Raw genomic sequence first — 21091 nt, 5'->3', positions numbered from 1 at the left:
GCGTCCCGCGCTCAGCTCCCGCCGGCCGCCCTCTTCTTCGCAGCACCTGACTTGGCGACGCGCGCCTTCGCGATGCGCGGCTTGGGACTGGTGACCCTGACGGCCAAGCGAGCCTGCGGCCGGATGCGGTAGCGCCCCGACCCGGCCGGATCGCGGTTGCCGACCTGGTTCTGCGGCACGCCGCTCAGGACCTGGACGATGTCGTCACGGACGACCGGAAAGATGCGATAATACTGGTGCTCCTGCGGGTCCTGCGCGAACGACGTGACGTCAGAGCAATCCACCGCGGTGACCTTGTCGCTGATGCTGCCCATGTTGTCGGGGCCGTCATTGCCGAGCCGCGGACCATTGAACTTCGTGCCCGCGCTCAGCGTGTTGAGCACCCAATCCTTGGTCGAGTGATAGACCGTCACGCTGCTCGCGGTGCGCGGCAGATATTTCAGCTTCGCCGGGTCGTCGAACGCGTCCGCGTCCTCGTCGGCCGCCGCGAGCACGATCTTGTCGAAGGTCCTGCGCAATCCGGTCAGGGACGGCTGCGTTACGCCCATCCGCACCATCGCCGGAACGCTGCCGGCCATGGCCGCGCCGGCGACCGGGTCAGGCATCTGCATCAGAGCCTGCAACGCATTGCGCAGGACATAGACGCCCATGCTGTGACAGACGAGATGAATGCTCTGGTTGCAGCGCTCGCTCTCCGGCAGCCCGTCGACGAAATCATAGAGACGCCGCAGCGTGCGCGCCACGGCCGGGCCGGACGCCGCCGCCGTCTTGCGATCGTGCTGGTAGTCCACAAACGGCAGCGGCACGCCGACCGGCGAGGCCACCGACGGCCAACTGAACACGAACATGTTGGCGTCGATCCCGTAGAACGCCGAGATCCACCCGGCGCGTTCGATCGAGTCGACGAAGCTGTTGCTGAAGCCGTGAATGAACGCGATCGTCGGCTGCGCCTTCGCCAGCATGTCGGTACGCAGGGCGCCGAAGATCGTATTGCTGCCGAGGACGGCTCGGGAGCCTTGCGGAAAGATCAGTTGCTCGTCCTCGACATGAAGCGATCCAGGCACCAGGTCATAGCTCGATGCCTGCAGATCGACGGCGATCTCGGCCCGGCCATACCTGATGTTCAAGCCGTTGACGGGACCGAGCTCGGAGCTGAACCCGGTAATCTGATTCGTGCCTTCAGCCGTGATCGGTTGCCTGTTGGTCGCGAAATAGACCGTGACGTTCATGATCCCGCCCTCTGAGAATATCGCCAGCAAGCATGGCACGGCACCGGACGAGCGGATCGTCGGAAGCGGCGCGAAATGGCTTCCGCACCACGGCAGTCACGCGCGATGGGCCGGATCCGAACAACGTCGCCGTCTGAACAACGTCGCCGAACCGGCGCGGCTTCCGCAACCGCGCTCCACCTCAGATAGAACACCACAAACAGCGCGCACGCAATCGCGATGGATGCGCACGGCGTCTTGCGACGCACGACCGCGCTGCGCAAACCGGCCCATCTCGTCTGGTCAGCCCTGCATCACCCAGTCGGGCAAGCGCGCGAACCAGGGCTGCGCCTGCTCGAGCTGGCGGGCGAGCTGCAACAGTCTCGTCTCGTCGCCGAGCCGGCCTGTGAACTGCACGCCGAGCGGCAGGCCGTCGGCGGTCCAGTGCAGCGGCACGCTCATCGCCGGCGTTCCCGTCAGATTGGCGAGCTGCGTGAACGGGACATATTGCAGGCTGTCGCGGGCGATCTTGTCGATCATGCCGTCGAGCAGGCCCCAGCGCGTCAGCAGCCCGAGCAGGCCGATGCGGTCGAGCATGTCGAGCAGGGTCTGTTCGGCCGTGCTCGGATCGCCCTCGCCGTGCCGGATCGGAGGGTGTGCGAGCGTCGGTGTCAGCAGCAGGTCGTAGCGCGCATGGAAGCGCGCGAGCGCGCGAGCGAACTCGTTCCATTTGAGCAGCTGCGTCGTCAGCGCGCCGGCCGAGATCGCGCCGCCGAGCGTCGACAGCACCCGCGTCAGCAGCTCGAACTCCTCGCGCCTGGCGCCCTTGCCGCGCGCGTCGGCGACCAGCGCCGCGACCTGGCCGAAATAGATGTGCAGGAACGAGGTCGCGAGCGCGGCGCCGTCGATGTCGGGGGTGGCCTCCTCGACCTCGTGACCGAGGCCCCGCAGCAGCTTCACGGCGTTGTCGACCGCAAGCTTCGCCTCGGCATGCACCTCGGTCCCGATCGGCGACGCCGCCGTGTAGCCGATGCACAGGCGGCCGGGGTCACGCGCGACCGCATTGGCATAGACCACGCCGGGCTCGGCGGTGAGAAAGGGATCGCCGGGCTCGCTGCCCGCGATGACGTCGAGCGCGAGCGCGGTGTCGCGAACGCTGCGCGACAGCACGCCCTCGCTCGAGGCGCCGAACCAATACTCACCGAAGCCCGGGCCCGACGAGATCAGGCCGCGCGACGGCTTCAGCCCGAACAGGCCGCAGCAGGCGGCGGGAATGCGGATCGAGCCGCCGCCATCATTGCCGGCGGCCATCGGCACGACGCCCGAGGCGACCGCCGCCGCAGCACCGCCGCTGGAGCCACCCGGCGTATGCGCGGGATTCCAGGGGTTGCCGACGCGGCCAAAAGCGCGGGAGTCGCTGACGCCCTTCAGCGCGAGCTCCGGCAGGTTGGTCTTGCCGAAGATCACCAGGCCGGCTTCGAGATACCGCCTGACGACCGAGGCATGCTCGGCGGCGGCGAAGCCGGACAGCGCCTTGCTGCCATAGGCCGTGGGCAGGCCCGCATAGTCCTGGGCACAATCCTTGATCAGGAACGGTACGCCGGTGAGCGGGCCGGTGGCGGGCTTGGCAAGCTGCGCACGGGCCTCGCCCTCCATCAGCCTGCAGACGGCGTTGGTCCGCGGCTGGGCCCGCTCGTTCTGTACCAGCGCGAGCTGCAGCAGCTCGGCCGCATGGGTCTCGCCGTCCTTCACCGCGGCGGCAAGCGCCGTTGCATCTCGCTGCACATAGTCCCCGAAGTTCACGCCGCCCTCCCCGCACCGCAATCGTTGCCGTGATCGTAGCTGATTCTGGCTGCAACCGAGGCGCAGTTGCGCCGAACGCGGCGTCAATGCGGCCCAATCGGGGCAATCACGGCGACATGATGATCAACCCCGGTCGGAACGAGGGCCGGATTGCGCAGCTTGGTCCCGATTTTAGTTAATTTGATTCAGATCATTCGTCGCGTCTCTTGTGCCGACCTAACCTTACGCATCGTTAGTTGCGTAGAGTTGACGAGAGAGCGATGGGACGCCTCGCAAGCCTGCTGAGCCGAGCGCACGGTCCGCATGAGGATGCGGCGGCCCTGCCCGTGACCACCGCCGACTACTTCATCCTGTTGTCGCGCGCGATGGAGAACCTGCCGGATTCCTCCCCCGAACGCCGAGCCGAAGTCTACCAGTCGGCCCGCCAGGCGCTCGTGACCCAGTTGCAGGCGATGGATCCGCCGGTCTCGCGATCACGCATCAAGGCCGAGCAGCGCGCGCTCGACGACGCGGTTGATACGATCGAGACGCGCGCGCTGACGACACCGGACGGCAGTCCGGAACAGACGACGACGCTGGTCCCGGATGACCCGCTGTATCCCTCCGCCGTTACTGCACAGATCGACATTCCCGCCGCTTCCGTTTCAACAGCTCAAGATGATGACCAGGACCCCGCCATGGCTCAAAGTCAGTTTCATTCCAAGTTTGCCCCGCGCGCCGTCGAGGAGAAGCCGATGTCACGACTCGATGAAATCAACCGCGTCCTGCGCAAGCTGCAGAGCGACTCGTTCGGGGTCGAGGCCTGCGCGCTGATCTCGGAGGACGGGCTGATGATCGCGAGCGTGCTCGCGGCCGACATGGAGGAGACGCGGGTCGCCGGCATGACCGCGACCTTGCTGTCGCTGGGCGGCCGCGCCGCCATGGAGCTCGGCCGCAGCCATCTGCAGGAGGTCATCATCCGCGGCGAGTCCGGCTACGCCGTGCTGGTCAGCGCCGGCCGCGGCGCGCTGCTGCTCGCGCTCACCAACGAGAACAGCAAGCTGGGCTTAACCTTCTTCGACATGCGCGAAGCCGTCCGGTCGCTGCAGAAGGTGCTGTAGCGCATCGTCGTCAATGAGCCGGCGCGCGGCGATCGCGCGGCGCCGGCGGGGAGTCATTTCATGGCCAATACCGTCCTCTATGACGACGGCGTTCACAAGAACATCCTGCTGGAGGATTTCGGCGCCGGCGACCTCGCGGTGCAGGCGAACCAGCATCTGATCATCCACGACCGCATCGGCATGCTGCTCGATCCGGGCGGCCACAAGGTCTATTCCAGGGTGCTCAGCGAGACCTTCAGCGAGCTCGCGGGCGGGCGGCTGAAATATCTGTTCCTGTCGCACCAGGATCCCGACATCGTCGCAGCCATCAACGGCTGGCTGATGACGACCGACGCCGACGCCTACATCTCGGAGCTGTGGACCCGCTTCGTGCCGCATTTCGGCTTCGACCACATCGTCGCCGACCGGCTGAAGCCGATCCCCGATGAAGGCATGGTGTTCGATCTCGCCGGCAGCAGGCTGTATGCGCTGCCGGCGCACTTCCTGCACAGCGAGGGCAATTTCCAGCTCTACGATCCGATCTCGAAGATCCTCTACAGCGGCGACCTCGGCGCTTCGATCGGCGTCGACTACACCGTCGTGCGCGACTTCAAGGCGCATACGCGCTTCATGGAAGGCTTTCACCGCCGCTACATGGTCTCCAACCGCGTCATGAAGGCGTGGGCGCAGATGGTGAGCACGCTCGACATCGAGATCATCGCCCCGCAGCACGGCGCGCTGTTTCCGGATGCTGCAATGTCGCGCCAGTTCATTGCCTGGTGCGCGGGGCTCGAATGCGGCATCGACCTGATCACGCCGAAGTTCAAGGTGCCCGTGGGCTGACATGCTGGCGCCCTCCCCGAACTCCATTCCGCCTCCGCCCGCGATGCGCGTCGATGCGTGCACCGTGGCCGGCGAGGAGGCGCCGATCTGGCTCGCCGCGGCCTTCGCCGTCGCCGGCACCCTGATCGCCGTCATGTCGGCAGCGCTCTGGCAGCAAGGCATCGCTACGCCGCCGGTCGCGACGGCGGCAATGCCGGTGATGGCCGTGCCGCAGCGCGACGACCGCATTGCCGACGCGGCGCCCAAGCGACGGGAGGCGCGGATCGTCGACCCGGCACCGGTCGCGGCGCCGCCGACGCCGCCCGCTCCCGTCGTAATCGCGCCACCGGCTCCGCCCGTCGTTCCCGCAGCGATTCCTGAGCCCCTGAGCCCCGCGAAGCCCTCCGCCGAGTGCTTCGCCCCGCTGGCGGTCGGCTTCGAGCGCGGCAGCGCCCGACCGAACCCTGCCGACATGAAGCGGTCGCTGGCGATCCTGCAACGCACGCTCGCGCGCCACGGCGATGCGACCATCATCATCGAGGGCCATACCGACGCCAGCGGCACCGAGGATCTGAACGTGCTGCTCAGCTATTCGCGCGCCAAGGAGATCGCGGCCCAATTGAAGCGCGAGGGTCTCCCGGCGCAGCGGATGTCGGTGCGCGCCGCCGGCGCCGGCGAGGCGCGCGGCGATGCCCTGGCGGTCGCGGGCGACCGCAAGGCCGTGCTGCGCATTGCGGGCGTCGATGATTGCAGTCAACTCACAGCGACGAAGCGACCATGACGATCTATGCCATCGTGAGCGGCCTCGGCGCCGCCATCCTGCTGCTGACCTCGGGCTATCTGTTCGGCGCCCGCCAGGGCGCGCTGTCCCGCGAGCTGCTGCGGCGGCAGGTGCAGATGCAGGCGGCCAGCCTCGACCAGTTGCAGGAGCAGAGCAGCCACGACGCCATTGAGCGGGAGACCAGCCTGCGCAGCGCGATCGAGGACGTGCTGGCGCCGCTGGTCGAGCGTGAGCGCATCTCGCTGGATCTGGCGCAGCTCGCGAGCCGGCCGGGCCGGCGCCGCGAGCTGGTGCCGCTGCTCGACCGCATCGCCGAGGTCGGCCGCTTCCAGACCGTGCTGCTCACCAACGAGGAAGGCCTGCCGCTCGCGGCCAATACGACCGCCCACCGCACCGAGCAGCTTGCGGCAGCGGCGACGCGGCTTGCGCTGGTGGCGGAGAAGATCGCCGACGAGACCCATATCGCGCCGTTGTCGGTGATGCTGCGCGACGCCTCCGAGGCGACGACGCTGTGCCGGATCTTCCGCGTGCAGGACCAGACGCTCACTCTGACCGCGCTCTCCAACGATACGCGCCTCGCCTCCGTGGCGCTCGATCCGGCGCTCGCCAAGGTGCAGGTCGCGCTGACGGCGCCGGCCTGACACCTCCTCAAAACGCAAAGAGCGCAGCACCTCTTGAGAGGCACTGCGCCCTTCGCCGACCTCATTGTCAGGGATGAGGCCGACTACACGCGGCTGCGGCCGCGGGCGAGGCCCACGACGGCCGAAACCAGAAACAGCACGACGGCGATGAAGAAGATGATCTTGGCGATCTCGATGGAGGCACCGGCGACGCCGCCGAAGCCGAGAATGCCGGCGATCAATGCGATAACCAGGAAGGTGACAACCCAGCCTAACATGACACGACCTCTGTCTCTCGATTGCGGTTCAAAGCGACGCGGAGCTTGCGCCGTTGCCAGAACAATCGTGGCTTGGAACAAAGGTTCCGGCCGCGCGGGCCGGTAAAAATTCGCGATCTGCCGGAACAAAAGCCCGCCGAGGCTGGAGCAGACGTCCGTCTGCCCCGATTTAGGGCTGTAAAACGCCGCTGCCGGCCCCATATAGCCGTCAATCCCTGCTATGAGGGCTCCTTCCTGCAGACCTCGCGATGCCGTCATATGATGCCATCCGAGGGACGAGACTGATTCGCTGATGACCGAGCCCAACCGCGTGAGCCCTTTTCCTGCGCCCGACCACCAGCCCGTTGCCGGCGGCATTGCCGCGCGCGCCCGCGCCGCCGCGACCGGTGGTGCGCGCTATCTGGCGGGCCTCAATCCGGAGCAGCGCGAGGCGGTCGAGACGCTCGATGGCCCGGTGCTGGTGCTCGCCGGCGCGGGCACCGGCAAGACCCGCGTGCTGACCACGCGCATCGCGCATATTCTGAGCCAGGGCCGCGCGAGGCCGAGTGAGATTCTGTCGGTGACCTTCACCAACAAGGCCGCGCGCGAGATGAAGACGCGGCTGGCCGAGATGCTCGGACAGGCGGTCGAGGGCATGCCGTGGCTCGGCACCTTCCACTCGATCTCCGGCCGCATCCTGCGCAGCCATGCCGAGCTGGTGCAGCTCAAGTCCAATTTCACCGTGCTCGACGTCGATGATCAGATCCGCCTGCTCAAGCAATTGCTGCAGGCCGAGAACATCGACGACAAGCGCTGGCCGGCGCGCATGCTGGCCGGGCTGATCGACGGCTGGAAGAATCGCGGCCTGGCGCCGTCCCAGGTGCCCTCGGGCGAGGCCGCGGTGTTCGCCAACGGCAAGGGCGGCAAGCTCTATGCGAGCTATCAGGAGCGGCTGAAGATTCTCAACGCCGCCGATTTCGGCGACCTGCTGCTCGAGAGCATCCGGCTGTTCCGCGAGAACCCGGACGTGCTCAGGCAATATCAGAGTCGCTTCAAGTTCATCCTGGTCGACGAGTATCAGGACACCAACGTCGCGCAATATCTCTGGCTGCGGCTGCTGTCGCAGGCGCCGTCGTCCTCCGGCTCGTCATTGCCGGGCTCGACCCGGCAATCCATCACGTCTTCGGAAGAAGATGGATCACCGGGTCTCGACGCTCCGCGTCGGCCCGGTGATGACGACAGAAGTGTTGCCGCGCCTAGCTCCGCCCCCGCCCTCAAGAACATCTGCTGCGTCGGCGACGATGATCAGTCGATCTATGGCTGGCGCGGCGCCGAGGTCGACAACATCCTGCGCTTCGAGCACGACTTTCCCGGCGCCAAGGTCATTCGCCTCGAGCGCAACTACCGCTCCACGGGGCACATCCTCGCCGCCGCCTCGCATCTGATCACGCACAACGAAGGCCGGCTCGGCAAGACCTTGCACACCGAGGACGTCGAGGGCGAGAAGGTCACCGTCACCGGCGCCTGGGATTCGGAAGAGGAAGCGCGCGGCATCGGTGAGGAGATCGAGGAGCTGCAGCGCAAGGGCGAGCATCTCAACGACATCGCGATCCTGGTGCGCGCGTCCTACCAGATGCGCGAGTTTGAGGACCGCTTCGTCACGCTCGGCCTGCCCTATCGCGTCATCGGCGGCCCGCGCTTCTACGAGCGCGCCGAGATTCGCGATGCGCTGGCCTATCTGCGCGTCATCAACTCGCCGGCCGACGATCTCGCCTTCGAGCGAATCGTCAACGTGCCGAAGCGCGGGCTCGGCGATGCCACCGTGCAGATGCTGCACGACCACGCCCGCAAGCGCCGCATCCCGCTGTTCGAGGCGGCGCGCGCGGTGGTCGAGACCGACGAGCTGAAGCCGAAGGCACGCGGCTCGCTGCGAGGGCTGATCCTGCAGTTCGAGCGCTGGCGCGCCCAGCGCGAGGTGACGCCACATACCGAGCTCGCCGAGATCGTGCTCGACGAGAGCGGCTACACCGAGATGTGGCAGAAGGACCGCTCGGCCGATGCCGCCGGCCGCCTCGACAACCTCAAGGAGCTCGTCCGCTCGATGGAGGAGTTCGAGAACCTGCACGGCTTCCTCGAGCACATCTCGCTGGTGATGGACCGCGAGGGCGCAGCCGACGAGGAAGCGGTGTCGCTGATGACGTTGCACTCGGCCAAGGGGCTGGAGTTCGACAACGTGTTCCTGCCGGGCTGGGAGGAAGGCCTGTTCCCGAGCCAGCGCACGCTCGACGAACAGGGCCGCGCCGGGCTGGAAGAGGAGCGCCGCCTCGCCCATGTCGGCCTGACCCGCGCACGGCGTCGCGCCAAGATTTATTTCGCCACCAACCGCCGCATCCACGGCACCTGGACCACGACCATTCCGTCGCGCTTTCTCGACGAGCTGCCCGCGGCGAGCGTCGAGATCACCGAATCGAAGGGCGGCTCGGGCTGGGGCGGTGCTGGCGGCTACGGTCCGTCGCGCTTCGACAACGTCGAATCGTTCGGATCGAGCTATTCCACGCCGGGCTGGCAGCGCGCACAGGCGCGTCGGCCGGGCGCGGCACGCGGTTCGTCGGAGAGCGGCTTCAAGGAAGAGCCGTCGCCGTTCTCGGGCCGTGATCCGTTCGGCAGCGGCTTCGGCGGTAATTTCGGCCGCGGCAAGCGCGGACCGATGACCATCGAGGGCGAGCTGGTGGCGAAATCCACCGGCACGACGTCGGAATTCGCCCTCGACGACCGCGTCTTCCATCAGAAGTTCGGCTATGGCCACGTCGTCAAGATCGACGGCAACAAGCTGACCATCGCGTTCGACAAGGCCGGCGAGAAACACGTCGTCGACAGCTTCGTGCAGCGGGCGTGACCCGGCGGCCACGCCGCCGCACTTCGCCTTGGTTAGGCCTTGACCATGGCAGCGTGCATCGTATGAGATGCAATCATGGTCCGAGGATACATTCTGTTGAGTGTTGCGGTCGCGCTGTGTGTGCCCTCGCTGGCGGCGGCGCAGACGATGAGCTTTGGCGATTCCGCGGGGCTGATCGCCTCGAGCTGCGGCGCAGACATCACCGCCAATTGCCGCGGCGTCAACCTCGACTCCAACCGCCTCAAGGAATGCCTCTCGCGCAACCAGGACGTGGTCTCCGCGCAGTGCAAGGCGACCTATTTCAAGGCGTTCGAGGCGATCCAGAAGCGCATCGCGGCGCGGGTCACGGTCGCCAATGCCTGCCAGCGCGAGATCGTCAAGCTGTGCGGCGGCTCCACGAAGGAAACGAGCAAATCGATCCCGTGCCTGTTGACGGCCAATGGCGTGAGCGCGCGGTGTCAGCAGGCGATGGGCGAAGCGGGGTATCGCTGATGCGGCGGACCGCGAGATCACTGCTGTCGGGGCTGATCGCTGCTTCGCTGGTGGCTGCGAGCGCGCCCGCGTGGTCGCAGGAGCTGAGTCGCGAGGACATCGTGCGCCAGCTCGGCCGCTTCGAAACCGCGCCTGCGCTGGATCTTCCGGCGCTGAAGCAGCAGACGCAGGAGCGTTCGAGGTCGCGCGGGCGCAACGAGCCGCCGCCGCAGAAGCGCCCGCCGATCGCGCCGGAGCTGATGAATCTGCCGGCCTTCAACGTCGACATCCAGTTCGACGTGGACACGCCGATCGTGCGTCCGGAATCCTACCAGACCGTCGGGCGGATCGCCGATGCGATGGTGTATTCCGACCTGCTGCCCTACACCTTCCTGATCGTCGGCCATGTCGAAGCCAACGGCAAGCGCGAGTCCAACGTCATCCTGAGCCAGCGCCGCGCCGACGCGATCCGCGACATCCTGGCAAACACCTTCAAGATCTCGGTCAAGCGGCTGCAATCGATCGGACTTGGCGAGGAGCAGTTGCTCGACCCGTCCAAGCCGACCGCCGCCGTCAATCAGCAGATCCAGATCATCCCGATCGCAAAAACCGTCGAAGAGGCCGCAGCGCCGCCTTCGCCCCCTGCTCCGACGACGCCCGGCAAGCAGGGCCCCCGCAAGCATCGCAATTGATGCAATTGGGACCCGCGCGCAGGCCATGAACCCGGAGCGCTGCGGGCGCGACTGTTGTTTCAGCAGGTGCCGATGCGCTCTTCCCGACAGGCGCGAATGGAACCGGTTTTCAAGTCGGGTTGCGCGCTCGTGCGGATGGGCCGCGATTGCCGGGTTTGTCGATGCAGCCGCTTGATGGTATAGCCCCCTCTTTGCGGCCGTCGATTGAGCGGCGGTGGATCTCATTGACGAGCGAGCCAGCCATGAACGCCATGTTCCGACGCCAGATGGTCGACTACGTCGAATATCATCGCGATCCGCGCAACGGCCTGATGCATGTGTTCGGGATCATCCTGTTGTTCCTGGGCGCCGTGCTGCCGCTGAGCTTGTGGCATTTCGACGCGTTCGGCATCCGGATCGGCCTCGGCGCCGTGCTGGCGCTGCCCGTCCTGCTCTACTGGCTGCTGCTCGATGCCGCACTCGGGGCCGGCATCCTGGCCTTCGCGGTGCTGTTCCTTGCTGCGGCCATGATGATCGCCGATCACGTCCATGGTGTCGCCTTCTGGGCGCTGTTTGCCGCGCTCATCATCTTCGGCTTCGTCTCGCAGGCCGTGGGCCACAAGGTGTTCGAACGCAACAATCCGTCTTTGCTGGATCATCCGGCGCATCTCTTTCTCGGTCCGATGTTCGTGATGGCGAAATTGTACATGGCGTTGGGTCTGCGGCCTTCGGTGGCCGACCTCATCGCGCCGAATTGGTCGCCGGATCGGCTTGCATCGGACCGGCTTCAAGGCGATCAGCACTCGCGTCCCTAATGAAAATCCTCGTCACCGGCGGCAGCGGTTTCATCGGCCATCACCTCGTCTCTGCGCTCGTGACGCGGGGCGCCGAGGTGCGTGTGCTCGATATTCGCTGCCCCAGCCACATGATCGCTGACGTCGAGTACATCGAAGGCTCGGTGCTCGATGCGGGCCTGGTGAAGCAGGCGGTCGCCGGCGTCGATCAGGTCTATCATCTCGCCGGACTGCCCGGCATGTGGATGCCTGACCGCGAGGACTTCTATCGCGTCAACTGCATCGGCACGGAAACGGTGCTGGCGGCCGCACGCGCCGGCCGGGTGCGCCGGTTCCTGCACTGCTCGACCGAATCCATCCTGTTCGACTATCCGGGCTCGACCGGTGCCGCATCGGCGCCAACAGCACCGCCGGCCGAGGCGATGCCCGGGGCCTATACGCGCTCCAAGGCGCTGGCCGAGGCGCGCGCCATGACAGCCGCCGCGGAGGGCTTCCCCGTCGTGGTGGGCACGCCGACGATGCCGATCGGGCCGCATGACAGCAATCTGACACCGCCGTCGCAGATGCTGCGGCATTTCCTGGACAGCCGGGTCCAGCTCTATCTCGACTTCATCGTCAACCTGGTCGACGTTCGCGACGTCGCGGCGGGCCTGATCCTGGCGATGGAGCGCGGCAAGGTCGGCGGCCGCTACGTGTTCGGCGGCGAGAGCCTGCGCCTCAGCCGTATCCTCGATCTCATGGCGGCGATCAGCGGCCGCAAGCATGTCGCAGTCGCCGTGCCCGGCCGGCTGGCCGAGCTGTCGGCGGGCATGCTGGAGTTCGTCTCCGATCACCTCACCAAGCGCTGCCCGTCCGGCACCGCCGAGGGGGTGCGGATCGCCCGCGCGGCCTCGGATCTGTCGATCGACAGGGCCAAGCGCGAGCTCGGCTACGTCCCGCGCCCGATCGAGCCGACCTTGCGCGAGACCATCGCCTTCCTGCTCGGTTCCGAGCCGGGAAAGCGGCTCGACGGTAAACAACACCCTTTTCGCACTGCGGCCGAATAGCTAAGAGCAGCCGGTCCCACGTCCCATAACGGTTTTGCAGACATGTCCGGCGATGCCAGCCCCATCTCGTCAGTTGCGTTCAGCGGCTGGACCACCACTTGGCCCACCTCGCTGCTGGCCATCATCTGGCTGATCTGGCTCGCGAGCTGGGTCGGCGCCTCATTCTGGTCGGGGCAGACCCGCAAGCATGTGACGGTGATCAAGACCAGCCGCTATCACGCGCTGATCGTGCTCGGCGGCATCCTGTTCACGCCGTGGACCTCGCGCCTGCTCGGCGAGAAGCCGTTCTGGACTCCCGGCGAGACCGGCGTCTACCTGCTGACCGTGGTGACCCTGGCCGGCATCGCCTTCACCTGGTGGGCGCGCATCCATCTCGGCCGCTTCTGGTCCAACGCGATCACCCACAAGGAAGGCCACAAGGTCATCGACACCGGCCCCTACGGCATGGTCCGTCACCCCATCTATACCGGACTGATCCTCGGCATGATCGCCACCGGCATCGCGGTGGGCACGGTGACCGCCGTGCTCGGCGCCGTCCTGATCTCGCTCGGCATGGCCTGGAAGGCGAAGATGGAAGAGGTCTTCCTCGCTCAGGAGCTGGGGCCGGATTACGTCACCTACCGGCAGCGCGTGCCGATGATCATTCCGTTCCTGCCGCCGGGCTAAGGCCCGCTCAGCGCCTGGCCTGGGCTGCCGAAGGCGGCTGCGGCGCCTGGTTTGCCGCCTGCGGCAGCAGGTGGCGCGGCAGGATGATGCGCTGGCCCGGGACCAACGGCTGGGTGGCGAGGCCACGGTTGGATTGCTGGAGCGCCCAGAGCGGAACGTGATAGTTGGCGGCGATCTGGTCCAGGGTCTCGCCCGGCCTCACCGCCAGAGCAGTGCCGCTGTCCCACAGCTCCACGGAGGCTGTCGGCGGCACCAGGTAGCGCAGCGGCACCGGATCCGCGTCGGCGGTAGCCGAGGTCTGCGACAACTGGCTGATCATGGTGACCAACTGGGCGTGCACGTCCTCCATCTTGTCGATGTTGATGTGCGTGACCTCGTCATGATCCTTCATGTCGAAGCTGGCGTAGTGACCGCGAAAGCCGGGCTCCGGCTTGACGTCGCCGCCGCCGAGAATGTTGTCGGACAGGAACAGGTTGATGAAGCGCTGCACGTTGGACGGCACGCTCTTGGTCGCATGCGCCGGATCGACGGTGACGACGAGGGCGACCGGGATGTTCTGCTCCTGCAGCGTGATCGCGATGCGCACGCTGCACAGCCCGCCCATCGAATGGCCGATCAGCACGATCGGGCCCGGCTCCTGGCGGTAGTTCTTGGCCACCTGGAGCGCGATCAGGTCGCACAGCGTGAATTCATAGACACTGGCCCGGTAGCCGGCCGCCTCGATCTTTTCGGCCAGACGGTCCATCCCGGTCGAGAACAGCGGACCGAGCGCGCCGCGGAACAGGTACACCCGCGGCGGCGGCAGCGGCTGGCTGATCTCGGGCGGCGCAGCGGGTACGGCCCGGATCGCCGCGGGGGTTACTGCCGGGGATGCCTTCGCGGATCTGGTCGGCGCAGGGGCGGAAGCAGCGCCGGGCTGGGCGGCCTGCGAGATGCTCGGCGCCGCAAGTCCGGCGAGGAAAGGTGCGGCGAGGAGGATCGCGAGCCGTCTCCTGCCGGCAGCCGCCTTGGCTGGACCGAGCCACCGTCTCGCGATTCGCGCCACGCTGGTCATTCGCGCTCCCGGGAAAGCTCACAAGCTCAGATCGAGCAGGGTCTCATCTCCCCCCTGCCATACCGCTTGTCGCCACTGAATGGGAGCATTTTGGGGCGCGCGCCCAGTGGCGCGGTCGTCGATTACCGGTAGCCGGCGACGTTCGCAGCGCGCTGCGGAGCGGCCATGCGGGTCGGCGGCGCCGCCGCCGGGCGGCCCCGCCCGCCGAACACCACGCCATCGATGGCACCGATCACCTTCTGCTGCATGATCTGGTTCTTCTCGATCGTGACGTGGCCAACACCGGGAACCGATTGGACGTCGACATTCTCGAGCTTGCCGCGGAAGCCGTCGTCGCGGCGGACCGGCTCGCCGGCGCCGCTGGCGATGTAGAAATTGATGTAGCGCTCGGCGTTGCCGCCGACGAGCTTGGTCTTGAACACCGAGTCCAGACCGATCGCGAGCTTCACGGGCACGCCGAGCTGGCCGAGCTTGTTGATCATGTCCGGCAGCGCGGTCGCGCCCGAGGAATGCCCCACCAGGATGATGGTCTTGATCCGGCCGGCGCGGTAGGCCGCCGCCGCCTCGTCGGCAAGCGACGACCACGACACGAAATTGGCGACCGTGTTCGGAATGCCCTGCGAATCCAGCTTGGCGGCGATGTCGTCGAGCCCCAGCGAGAAGATGTTGAGCACGCCGCGCAGCAGATAGACATGCGTGGTGCTGGCGGTGCTTGCGGCCGCCGGGCTCGGTGCCGCCCTGGCCGATCCGGCGCCGAGCGGCAGAGCCAGCGCAACGGCCAGGGCCACCATACCAAAGCAGCGCGCCGAGAGGCTGCGCTTGAAGGTGGGTCGAACGGTGCTGGCGCGTGGCGTCATCGGTCCTTCTCCGCGGCGGAAATGTCGAGACGGCGCGACCGTACTCAAGATGCTCGCGGACGCAACATCGTCGGACATCGCGAGGCGGCGATCCTCGCCAGCCGTGGCTGAGCGGCAACACCTAACCATATTGGCCACGGAAAAGCCCAACAAGCGACACGATCGAGGGTCGCGCGCATGATTGCGCGAACGCGCCCCCGTTCCTATCTGAGCGCTTCGCCTGCGCCCCTCCTCCGCGCAGCTCCCCCGCTCTTTTCGAATCCCTCGCATCGAATCCCCGTGATGGCTCCCGTCATTTCCGTTACCGGCCTGTCGAAGACCTATTCCTCGGGCTTCACCTCGCTCAACAATGTCGATCTCGCGATCGAGCGGGGCGAGATCTTCGCGCTGCTCGGGCCCAACGGCGCCGGCAAGACGACGCTGATCAGCATCATCTGCGGCATCGTCAATGCGTCCAAGGGCAAGGTCGCGGTCGGCGGCCACGACATCAACCGCGGCTATCGCGCCGCGCGGGCGCTGATCGGACTGGTGCCCCAGGAGCTGCACACCGATTCATTCGAGACCGTATGGGCCACGGTCAGCTTCAGCCGGGGGCTGTTCGGCAAGCCGAAGAACCCGGCGCTGATCGAGAAGATCCTCAAGGACCTGTCGCTCTGGGACAAGAAGGACGCCAAGATCATCACGCTGTCCGGCGGCATGAAGCGCCGCGTGATGATTGCGAAAGCGCTGTCGCACGAGCCGCAGGTGCTGTTCCTGGACGAGCCGACCGCGGGCGTCGACGTCGAGCTGCGCAAGGGCATGTGGGACGTCGTGCGCGAGCTCAAGGCCGCCGGCGTCACCATCATTCTCACCACGCATTACATCGAGGAAGCCGAGGAGATGGCCGATCGCGTCGGCGTCATCAACAAGGGCGAGATCGTCCTGGTCGAGGACAAGGCCAAGCTGATGGCGAAGCTCGGCCGGAAGCGGCTGAGCCTGCAGCTGCAGCATCGGATCGAGACCATCCCCGAGGCGCTCGCGCCCTATCAGCTCGCGCTGTCCGACGACGGCTGGCGGCTCGCCTACGACTACGACACCAAGGGCGAGCGCACCGGAATCACCAGCCTGCTCGGCGATCTCAGGACTGCCGGCATCCGCTTCGTCGATCTCGAGACCAAGCAATCATCCCTTGAAGACATCTTCGTGAGCCTGGTGCGGCAATGAATTTTCGCGCAGTCGCCGCAATCTACAAGTTCGAGATGGCCCGCACCTGGCGCACGCTGCTGCAGAGCATCGTGTCGCCGGTGGTGTCGACCTCGCTCTATTTCGTCGTGTTCGGCGCCGCGATCGGCTCGCGCATCAGCGAAGTGGACGGCGTGAGCTACGGCACCTTCATCGTGCCCGGCCTCGTGATGCTGTCGGTGCTGACCCAGAGCATCTCCAACGCCTCGTTCGGGATCTACTTCCCGAAGTTCATCGGCACGATCTACGAGATCCTGTCGGCGCCGATCTCGCATTTCGAGATCGTGCTCGGCTATGTCGGCGCGGCCGCGACGAAATCCATCATTCTCGGGCTGATCATCCTCGCCACCGCCGGGCTGTTCGTGCCGCTGCACGTCCAGCACCCGGTGTGGATGCTGTCGTTCCTGGTGCTGACGGCCGTGACCTTCAGCCTGTTCGGCTTCATCATCGGCATCTGGGCCGACGGCTTCGAGAAGCTGCAGATGGTCCCGATGCTGGTGGTGACGCCGCTCACGTTCCTCGGCGGCAGCTTCTACTCGGTCAACATGCTGCCGCCGACCTGGCACTCGATCGCGCTGCTCAACCCGGTGGTCTACCTGATCTCCGGCTTTCGCTGGAGCTTCTATGAGATCGCCGACGTCAGGGTGGAAATCAGCGTCGGCGTGACGCTGCTGTTCCTGGCGATCTGCATGGCGATCATCTTGTGGATCTTCAAGACCGGCTACCGGCTCAAGCATTGAGCCGGCGCCTCAGCTTGGTGGTGACAGCTCAGCGGTAGCAGTGAAAGCGGCCGTAGCCGTCGCGATATCCGCGGCAGTGATAGTGCCGGTGGTAATACGAGCGGTGCGGGACGCCGAGCACGCCTTCGACGGCGCCCACGGCTCCGCCGACACCGGCACCGACCGCGCCGCCGACGACGCCGCCCACCGGGCCGGCGATACGGTTGCCTTCGTGGGCCCCCTCATGGGCGCCACGGATGATGCCCTGGGCGTGGGCGAATTGCGGCAGCGCCAGCCAGGCCAACGCCAGGATGAACAGTGCGAGCGCAGCCAGCAGATAGGTCAGCTTATGCGGCGCGCGATCGTCGAGCACCGCCGTCTTGGCCTTCATCGTCAACATTTTGAGTCCTGGGAACCGCATGGAGGAATCCTTGAAACGCGGATGCGGCCAAAAAGTTGCGCGGTCATGACAAATTGGACCGATTAGAGAAGTCCCAAACGCCGGAATGAAAGACCGTCCGCGGTCGCGAAAATGTCAGCGCCGATGAACGCGGGGAGCCTTTGTCCCGCCCCCGCCCGCCATTAAGGTTGAGGGTGCCCTCGGCTGGAACAAATCCGGCAATTCCGACATAGTGCAGGCCGAGGCGATGACCTGGGCGTTGACGTCCCGTTTTGAGGTCTCTCCACAGTCGAGGGCCCTGGAGGCCAGAGGTTAGATGCGTACCATCCTTTTTGCCGTTGCCGGCTTCGCCTTTCTGTCGGCCACGCCGGCTCTGGCCAAGATCGACATCACCGTCGACAAGAACAACCAGATCATGACGGTCGCCGTCGACGGCGTCGAACGCTATCGCTGGCCCGTCTCGACCGGCATTCCCTCGCGGGAGACGCCGAATGGCTCGTTCCGCGCCTTCCGCATGGAAGCCGATCATTTTTCCAAGGAATTCGACGACGCGCCGATGCCGCATTCGATCTTCTTCACGAAGGTCGGTCACGCGATTCACGGCACGGATTCGGAAAGCCGCCTCGGGACCCCGGCGTCCCACGGCTGCGTCCGGCTGTCCAAGGCCAACGCGACGACGCTCTATGACCTGGTACAGAAAGACGGCGTGCTGAACACCACGGTGACGCTGACCGGATCGGCCGAGGTGGCGCTGGCGCGCAATCCACGCCGCGGCACCGCTGTTGCCCGGCGCGAGGCGCCGCAGCAGTATGACGACAGTGGCGAGCCGGTCGTGCTGACGCCGCAGCCGCAGATGCTGCCGGGACGCCCGGTCGTGCCGCAGCAGCGGCCCGATGACGGCTACATCTATCCCGCCGACGGCAGCGACAACGGTGTGCGCTATCCGGCACCGCCCGGCACGGCCCGCCGCGTCTATGACGCCCAGGCCTATCCGCAGCAGCAGCCGCAGCAGTACTATTACGACAACGGCAATCCGAGCTACGCCCAGCCGCGCTATTACCAGCCGCGCTCCTACTACCAGCCGCGCGGCTATTACACCTATCAGGACTGATCGCGCACTGATCCCAGCAACCGGGCGTCGCCACCAGGCGGCGCTCGGTCCGTTGCGATCTTCTCACTCGGCGTTGACGCGCCCGAGCGAGGCCGACGCGCGATCGGCGCTGGCCTGCCCGCGGGCCGTCGGCATGCGCTTGCGCCGCTGCACGAGATACTGGTCGGCCAGCACGCCAATCAGGATCACCGTGCCCATCACGGCGAAATTGAGCGAGCTGGGGATGCCCAGCAGGTTGACCAGGTTCTGCAACACTTGCAGCAGGACAGTGCCGAGCACGACGCCGATGATCGAGCCTTCGCCGCCGCGCAGCGAGCAGCCGCCGAGCACCGCGGCGGCGATCGCATAGAGCTCGTAGAACGAGCCGTGCACCGCCGGCGAGATCGAACGGGTATACATCGCCAGCAGGACCGCGGCGAGCGCGGTCAGGGCCCCGCAGATCACATAGGCCGCGATCGTCACCCGGTCGGACCGGATGCCGGAATAGCGCGCCGCCTCCTCGTTCTTGCCGACGGCGTAGAAATAGCGGCCGTACACCGACCGGTGCAGCACCAGCCAGGCGATGCCGGCGACGATCGCGAGCGCCACGACGCTGTGCGGCAGCGGAAAGCCGAGGACATCGGTGCGGCCGGCGGCCAGCCATTCCAGCGCCGGGAAGCTCGCGCCATAGCCGAAGCCGGCCGTGGCATCCTCGGTGTAGTAGCGCGCCGCGCCGCGATAGATCAGAAGTCCGCACAGGGTCACCACGAAGGGCTGGATGCGCATCTTGGTGACCAGCGTGCCATGGACCAAGCCGATGGCGATGCCGCCGGCGAGGATGAGGAACAAGGCAGCGACCCAGTCGACGTCCCGGTTGACGATGAGGTCGATGAACAGCACGCCGAGCAGCGCGATCACCGACCCCACCGCAAGCTCGATGCCGCCGACGATGATGACAAAGGCCTCGGCGATCGAGAAGATGCCGAACATGCCGACCTGGTTGGCGGTATTGGAGAGGTTGCCGACCAAGAGGAAGCGTGGGTTGATGAAGGCCACGACGGCGCCGACCACCAGGATCAGGATCAGCAGGCTGAGATCTTTCTTCTGCACGGGCGCCCTCGCTCAGACGGTATGGCCGACGGCGAGCTGAAGCACGTTGTGCTCGCTGAACTCGTCTCTCGCCAGGAAACCTGAAATCATGCCTTCATGCATCACGGCGATCCGGTCGCTCACCCCGATCACCTCCTCCATGTCGCTCGAGATCATCAGGATCGCGACACCGGAATCCGCCAGCCGCCGCAGCATGTCGTAGATCTCCTGCTTGGCGCCGACATCGATGCCCCGGGTCGGCTCGTCGAAGATCAGGACCTTCGGCCGCATCGACAGCCATTTGGCGAGCACGACCTTCTGCTGATTGCCGCCCGACAAGGTGCCGACCGACACCTTGACGTCGGACGCCCGGATTTTGAGCCGTTCGCGCTGTCGATCGGCATTCTCGGCCTCGCGCCTGATGTCGACAAGTCCGAAGCTCAGATAGGAGGCGAGATCCGGCAGCGAGACGTTCTCGGCGATCGACAGGTCGAGCAAGAGGCCGCAGGCCTTGCGGTCTTCCGGAATGAGATAGATGCCGCGATCGATCGCCGCGCGCGGCGTCGAGATGCGGATCGGCTCGCCCTCCAGGCTGAGGCCCCCGGCCAGCAGCGGCTCGACGCCGAAGATGGCGCGCGCGAGCTCGGTACGGCCGGAGCCGACGAGGCCGGCAAGTCCGAGGATCTCGCCGCGCCGGAGTTGCAGGCTGACGGCCTGGTTGGGATAGGTCGCGGTCACGGCCTCCATGACGTCGAGCACGGCCTCGCCAGGCGGCGCGGCCGGCGGCACGTAGAGCGACCGCAGGTCCCGGCCGATCATCAGCCGGATCATCGCTGCAGGATTGAGCTGGTCTCGCGTCAGCGCGCCAACCATGCGACCGTCGCGCAGCACGATGGCGCGATCGGCGCATTGCATCACTTCGTTCAGGCGATGCGTGATGAAGATGACGCTGACCCCGTCCGACTTCAGGCCGGCGATGACATGCATCAGCCGCTCGGTTTCCGACAAGGTGAGGCTGGAGGTCGGCTCGTCCATGATGACGCAGCGCGCATCGAGCGACAAAGCCTTCATGATCTCGACCAGCTGGCGCTGCGCCAGGGACAGTTCGGCAAGCGGCGTATCCGGCTCGAAATCGGCCCCGAGACGCGCGATCAGCGGGCGCACCCTGGTCCGCAGCGTCGCGCGGTCGATCAGCCGCAGCGGCCCGCCATAGACCGGCTCGCGCCCGATGAAGACGTTGCCCGCGACGTCGAGATTGTCGAACAGGTTCAGCTCCTGGTGGACGAAGGCGATGCCGGCCGCGATCGCGTCCGCCACCGCATAGCTGGCCCGCGCCACGCCATCGATCCGGATCGTGCCGCTGCTCGGCTCCACCACGCCGCCGAGCACGCGCATCAGGGTCGACTTGCCGGCGCCGTTCTCGCCGACCAGGGCGATCACCTCGCCGGGCGCGACCGACAGGCTGGCGTGGTCGAGCGCGACCACGCCAGGATAGGTCTTGCCGATGTCGATCAGCTCGAGGAAGGGCTCGCGCACGCCGGCCGTCG

The 21091-nt window shown here is 66.5% G+C and carries 21 protein-coding genes; 13 read left to right on the top strand and 8 right to left on the bottom strand.

The window, feature by feature from the left end:
* Positions 1–11 precede the first annotated feature (11 nt).
* Positions 12–1229, bottom strand: coding sequence for an alpha/beta hydrolase (locus QW845_RS14015; protein ID WP_315802150.1), 1218 nt, complete (start codon positions 1227–1229; stop codon positions 12–14).
* Between the two features lie 282 nt (positions 1230–1511).
* Positions 1512–3011, bottom strand: a complete 1500-nt coding sequence (locus QW845_RS14010; protein ID WP_315802149.1) for an amidase — start codon at positions 3009–3011, stop codon at positions 1512–1514.
* 260 nt (positions 3012–3271) lie between these two features.
* Here QW845_RS14010 and QW845_RS14005 point away from each other — a divergent pair, with 260 nt between their 5' ends.
* From QW845_RS14005 to QW845_RS13990, 4 genes are read left to right on the top strand one after another with little or no spacing between them, the layout of a single operon-like run.
* Positions 3272–4111 (top strand): roadblock/LC7 domain-containing protein, encoded by an 840-nt coding sequence (locus tag QW845_RS14005; RefSeq protein ID WP_315802148.1) that lies wholly within the window; start codon positions 3272–3274, stop codon positions 4109–4111.
* Between the two features lie 60 nt (positions 4112–4171).
* Positions 4172–4933, top strand: coding sequence for an MBL fold metallo-hydrolase (locus QW845_RS14000; RefSeq protein ID WP_315802147.1), 762 nt, complete (start codon positions 4172–4174; stop codon positions 4931–4933).
* A gap of 1 nt (position 4934) precedes the next feature.
* Positions 4935–5693, top strand: a complete 759-nt coding sequence (locus QW845_RS13995) for an OmpA family protein (RefSeq protein WP_315802146.1) — start codon at positions 4935–4937, stop codon at positions 5691–5693.
* On the top strand, positions 5690–6334 hold the full coding sequence (locus QW845_RS13990) for a hypothetical protein (protein WP_315713402.1): 645 nt from the start codon (positions 5690–5692) through the stop codon (positions 6332–6334). The genes QW845_RS13995 and QW845_RS13990 overlap by 4 nt, the downstream gene beginning before the upstream one ends.
* 83 nt (positions 6335–6417) lie before the next feature.
* Here QW845_RS13990 and QW845_RS13985 read toward each other — a convergent pair whose 3' ends face one another.
* Positions 6418–6591, bottom strand: a complete 174-nt coding sequence (locus tag QW845_RS13985; RefSeq protein ID WP_315802178.1) for a DUF1328 domain-containing protein — start codon at positions 6589–6591, stop codon at positions 6418–6420.
* Positions 6592–6883: 292 nt separating this feature from the next.
* On the opposite strand from QW845_RS13985, the gene QW845_RS13980 reads away from it, so the two are divergent.
* The 6 genes from QW845_RS13980 to QW845_RS13955 all read left to right on the top strand — a co-directional run bounded on the left by QW845_RS13980 (position 6884) and on the right by QW845_RS13955 (position 13114).
* A complete protein-coding gene (locus tag QW845_RS13980) occupies positions 6884–9466 on the top strand; it encodes an ATP-dependent helicase (protein ID WP_315802145.1) in 2583 nt (860 codons plus the stop codon).
* A gap of 75 nt (positions 9467–9541) precedes the next feature.
* Positions 9542–9958 (top strand): hypothetical protein, encoded by a 417-nt coding sequence (locus QW845_RS13975; RefSeq protein WP_315802144.1) that lies wholly within the window; start codon positions 9542–9544, stop codon positions 9956–9958.
* On the top strand, positions 9958–10629 hold the full coding sequence (locus tag QW845_RS13970; RefSeq protein ID WP_315802143.1) for an OmpA family protein: 672 nt from the start codon (positions 9958–9960) through the stop codon (positions 10627–10629). The genes QW845_RS13975 and QW845_RS13970 overlap by 1 nt, the downstream gene beginning before the upstream one ends.
* A 242-nt stretch (positions 10630–10871) precedes the next feature.
* Positions 10872–11423 (top strand): Mpo1-like protein, encoded by a 552-nt coding sequence (locus QW845_RS13965; protein WP_315802142.1) that lies wholly within the window; start codon positions 10872–10874, stop codon positions 11421–11423.
* Positions 11423–12448, top strand: a complete 1026-nt coding sequence (locus tag QW845_RS13960) for an NAD-dependent epimerase/dehydratase family protein (RefSeq protein ID WP_315802141.1) — start codon at positions 11423–11425, stop codon at positions 12446–12448. Before QW845_RS13965 ends, QW845_RS13960 begins: the two co-directional genes overlap by 1 nt.
* A gap of 42 nt (positions 12449–12490) precedes the next feature.
* Positions 12491–13114 (top strand): isoprenylcysteine carboxylmethyltransferase family protein, encoded by a 624-nt coding sequence (locus QW845_RS13955; protein ID WP_315802140.1) that lies wholly within the window; start codon positions 12491–12493, stop codon positions 13112–13114.
* A gap of 7 nt (positions 13115–13121) precedes the next feature.
* On the opposite strand, the gene QW845_RS13950 is transcribed toward QW845_RS13955, so the two are convergent.
* Positions 13122–14168 carry an alpha/beta fold hydrolase gene (locus QW845_RS13950; RefSeq protein WP_315802139.1) on the bottom strand — a complete coding sequence of 349 codons (1047 nt, stop codon included), beginning with the start codon at positions 14166–14168 and terminating at the stop codon, positions 13122–13124.
* A 122-nt stretch (positions 14169–14290) separates the two neighbouring features.
* Positions 14291–15025 (bottom strand): hypothetical protein, encoded by a 735-nt coding sequence (locus tag QW845_RS13945; protein ID WP_315802138.1) that lies wholly within the window; start codon positions 15023–15025, stop codon positions 14291–14293.
* A 282-nt stretch (positions 15026–15307) separates the two neighbouring features.
* Here QW845_RS13945 and QW845_RS13940 point away from each other — a divergent pair, with 282 nt between their 5' ends.
* Together QW845_RS13940 and QW845_RS13935 are read left to right on the top strand one after the other, a co-directional pair.
* The gene (locus QW845_RS13940; protein WP_315802137.1) at positions 15308–16228 is read left to right on the top strand and encodes an ABC transporter ATP-binding protein; all 921 of its coding nucleotides are present in this window, start codon (positions 15308–15310) and stop codon (positions 16226–16228) included.
* Positions 16225–16986, top strand: coding sequence for an ABC transporter permease (locus tag QW845_RS13935; RefSeq protein WP_315802136.1), 762 nt, complete (start codon positions 16225–16227; stop codon positions 16984–16986). Before QW845_RS13940 ends, QW845_RS13935 begins: the two co-directional genes overlap by 4 nt.
* 28 nt (positions 16987–17014) lie before the next feature.
* Here QW845_RS13935 and QW845_RS13930 read toward each other — a convergent pair whose 3' ends face one another.
* Complete coding sequence (locus QW845_RS13930) at positions 17015–17365, bottom strand: hypothetical protein (protein WP_315802135.1); 351 nt, start codon at positions 17363–17365, stop codon at positions 17015–17017.
* Between the two features lie 316 nt (positions 17366–17681).
* On the opposite strand from QW845_RS13930, the gene QW845_RS13925 reads away from it, so the two are divergent.
* On the top strand, positions 17682–18476 hold the full coding sequence (locus QW845_RS13925) for a L,D-transpeptidase (RefSeq protein ID WP_315802134.1): 795 nt from the start codon (positions 17682–17684) through the stop codon (positions 18474–18476).
* Positions 18477–18539: 63 nt separating this feature from the next.
* On the opposite strand, the gene QW845_RS13920 is transcribed toward QW845_RS13925, so the two are convergent.
* Both QW845_RS13920 and QW845_RS13915 read right to left on the bottom strand, forming a co-directional pair.
* On the bottom strand, positions 18540–19565 hold the full coding sequence (locus QW845_RS13920) for an ABC transporter permease (RefSeq protein WP_315802133.1): 1026 nt from the start codon (positions 19563–19565) through the stop codon (positions 18540–18542).
* Between the two features lie 12 nt (positions 19566–19577).
* Entirely contained in the window at positions 19578–21080 is a 1503-nt protein-coding gene (locus QW845_RS13915; RefSeq protein WP_315802132.1) for a sugar ABC transporter ATP-binding protein, read from the bottom strand.
* Between the last annotated feature and the right edge of the window lie 11 nt (positions 21081–21091).

The sequence above is a fragment of the Bradyrhizobium sp. SZCCHNS3002 genome, assembly GCF_032377435.1.
GTDB lineage: Bacteria > Pseudomonadota > Alphaproteobacteria > Rhizobiales > Xanthobacteraceae > Bradyrhizobium.
Note: the sequence above shows the minus strand (reverse complement) of the source record. Positions and strands in the feature narration are given on the sequence as shown.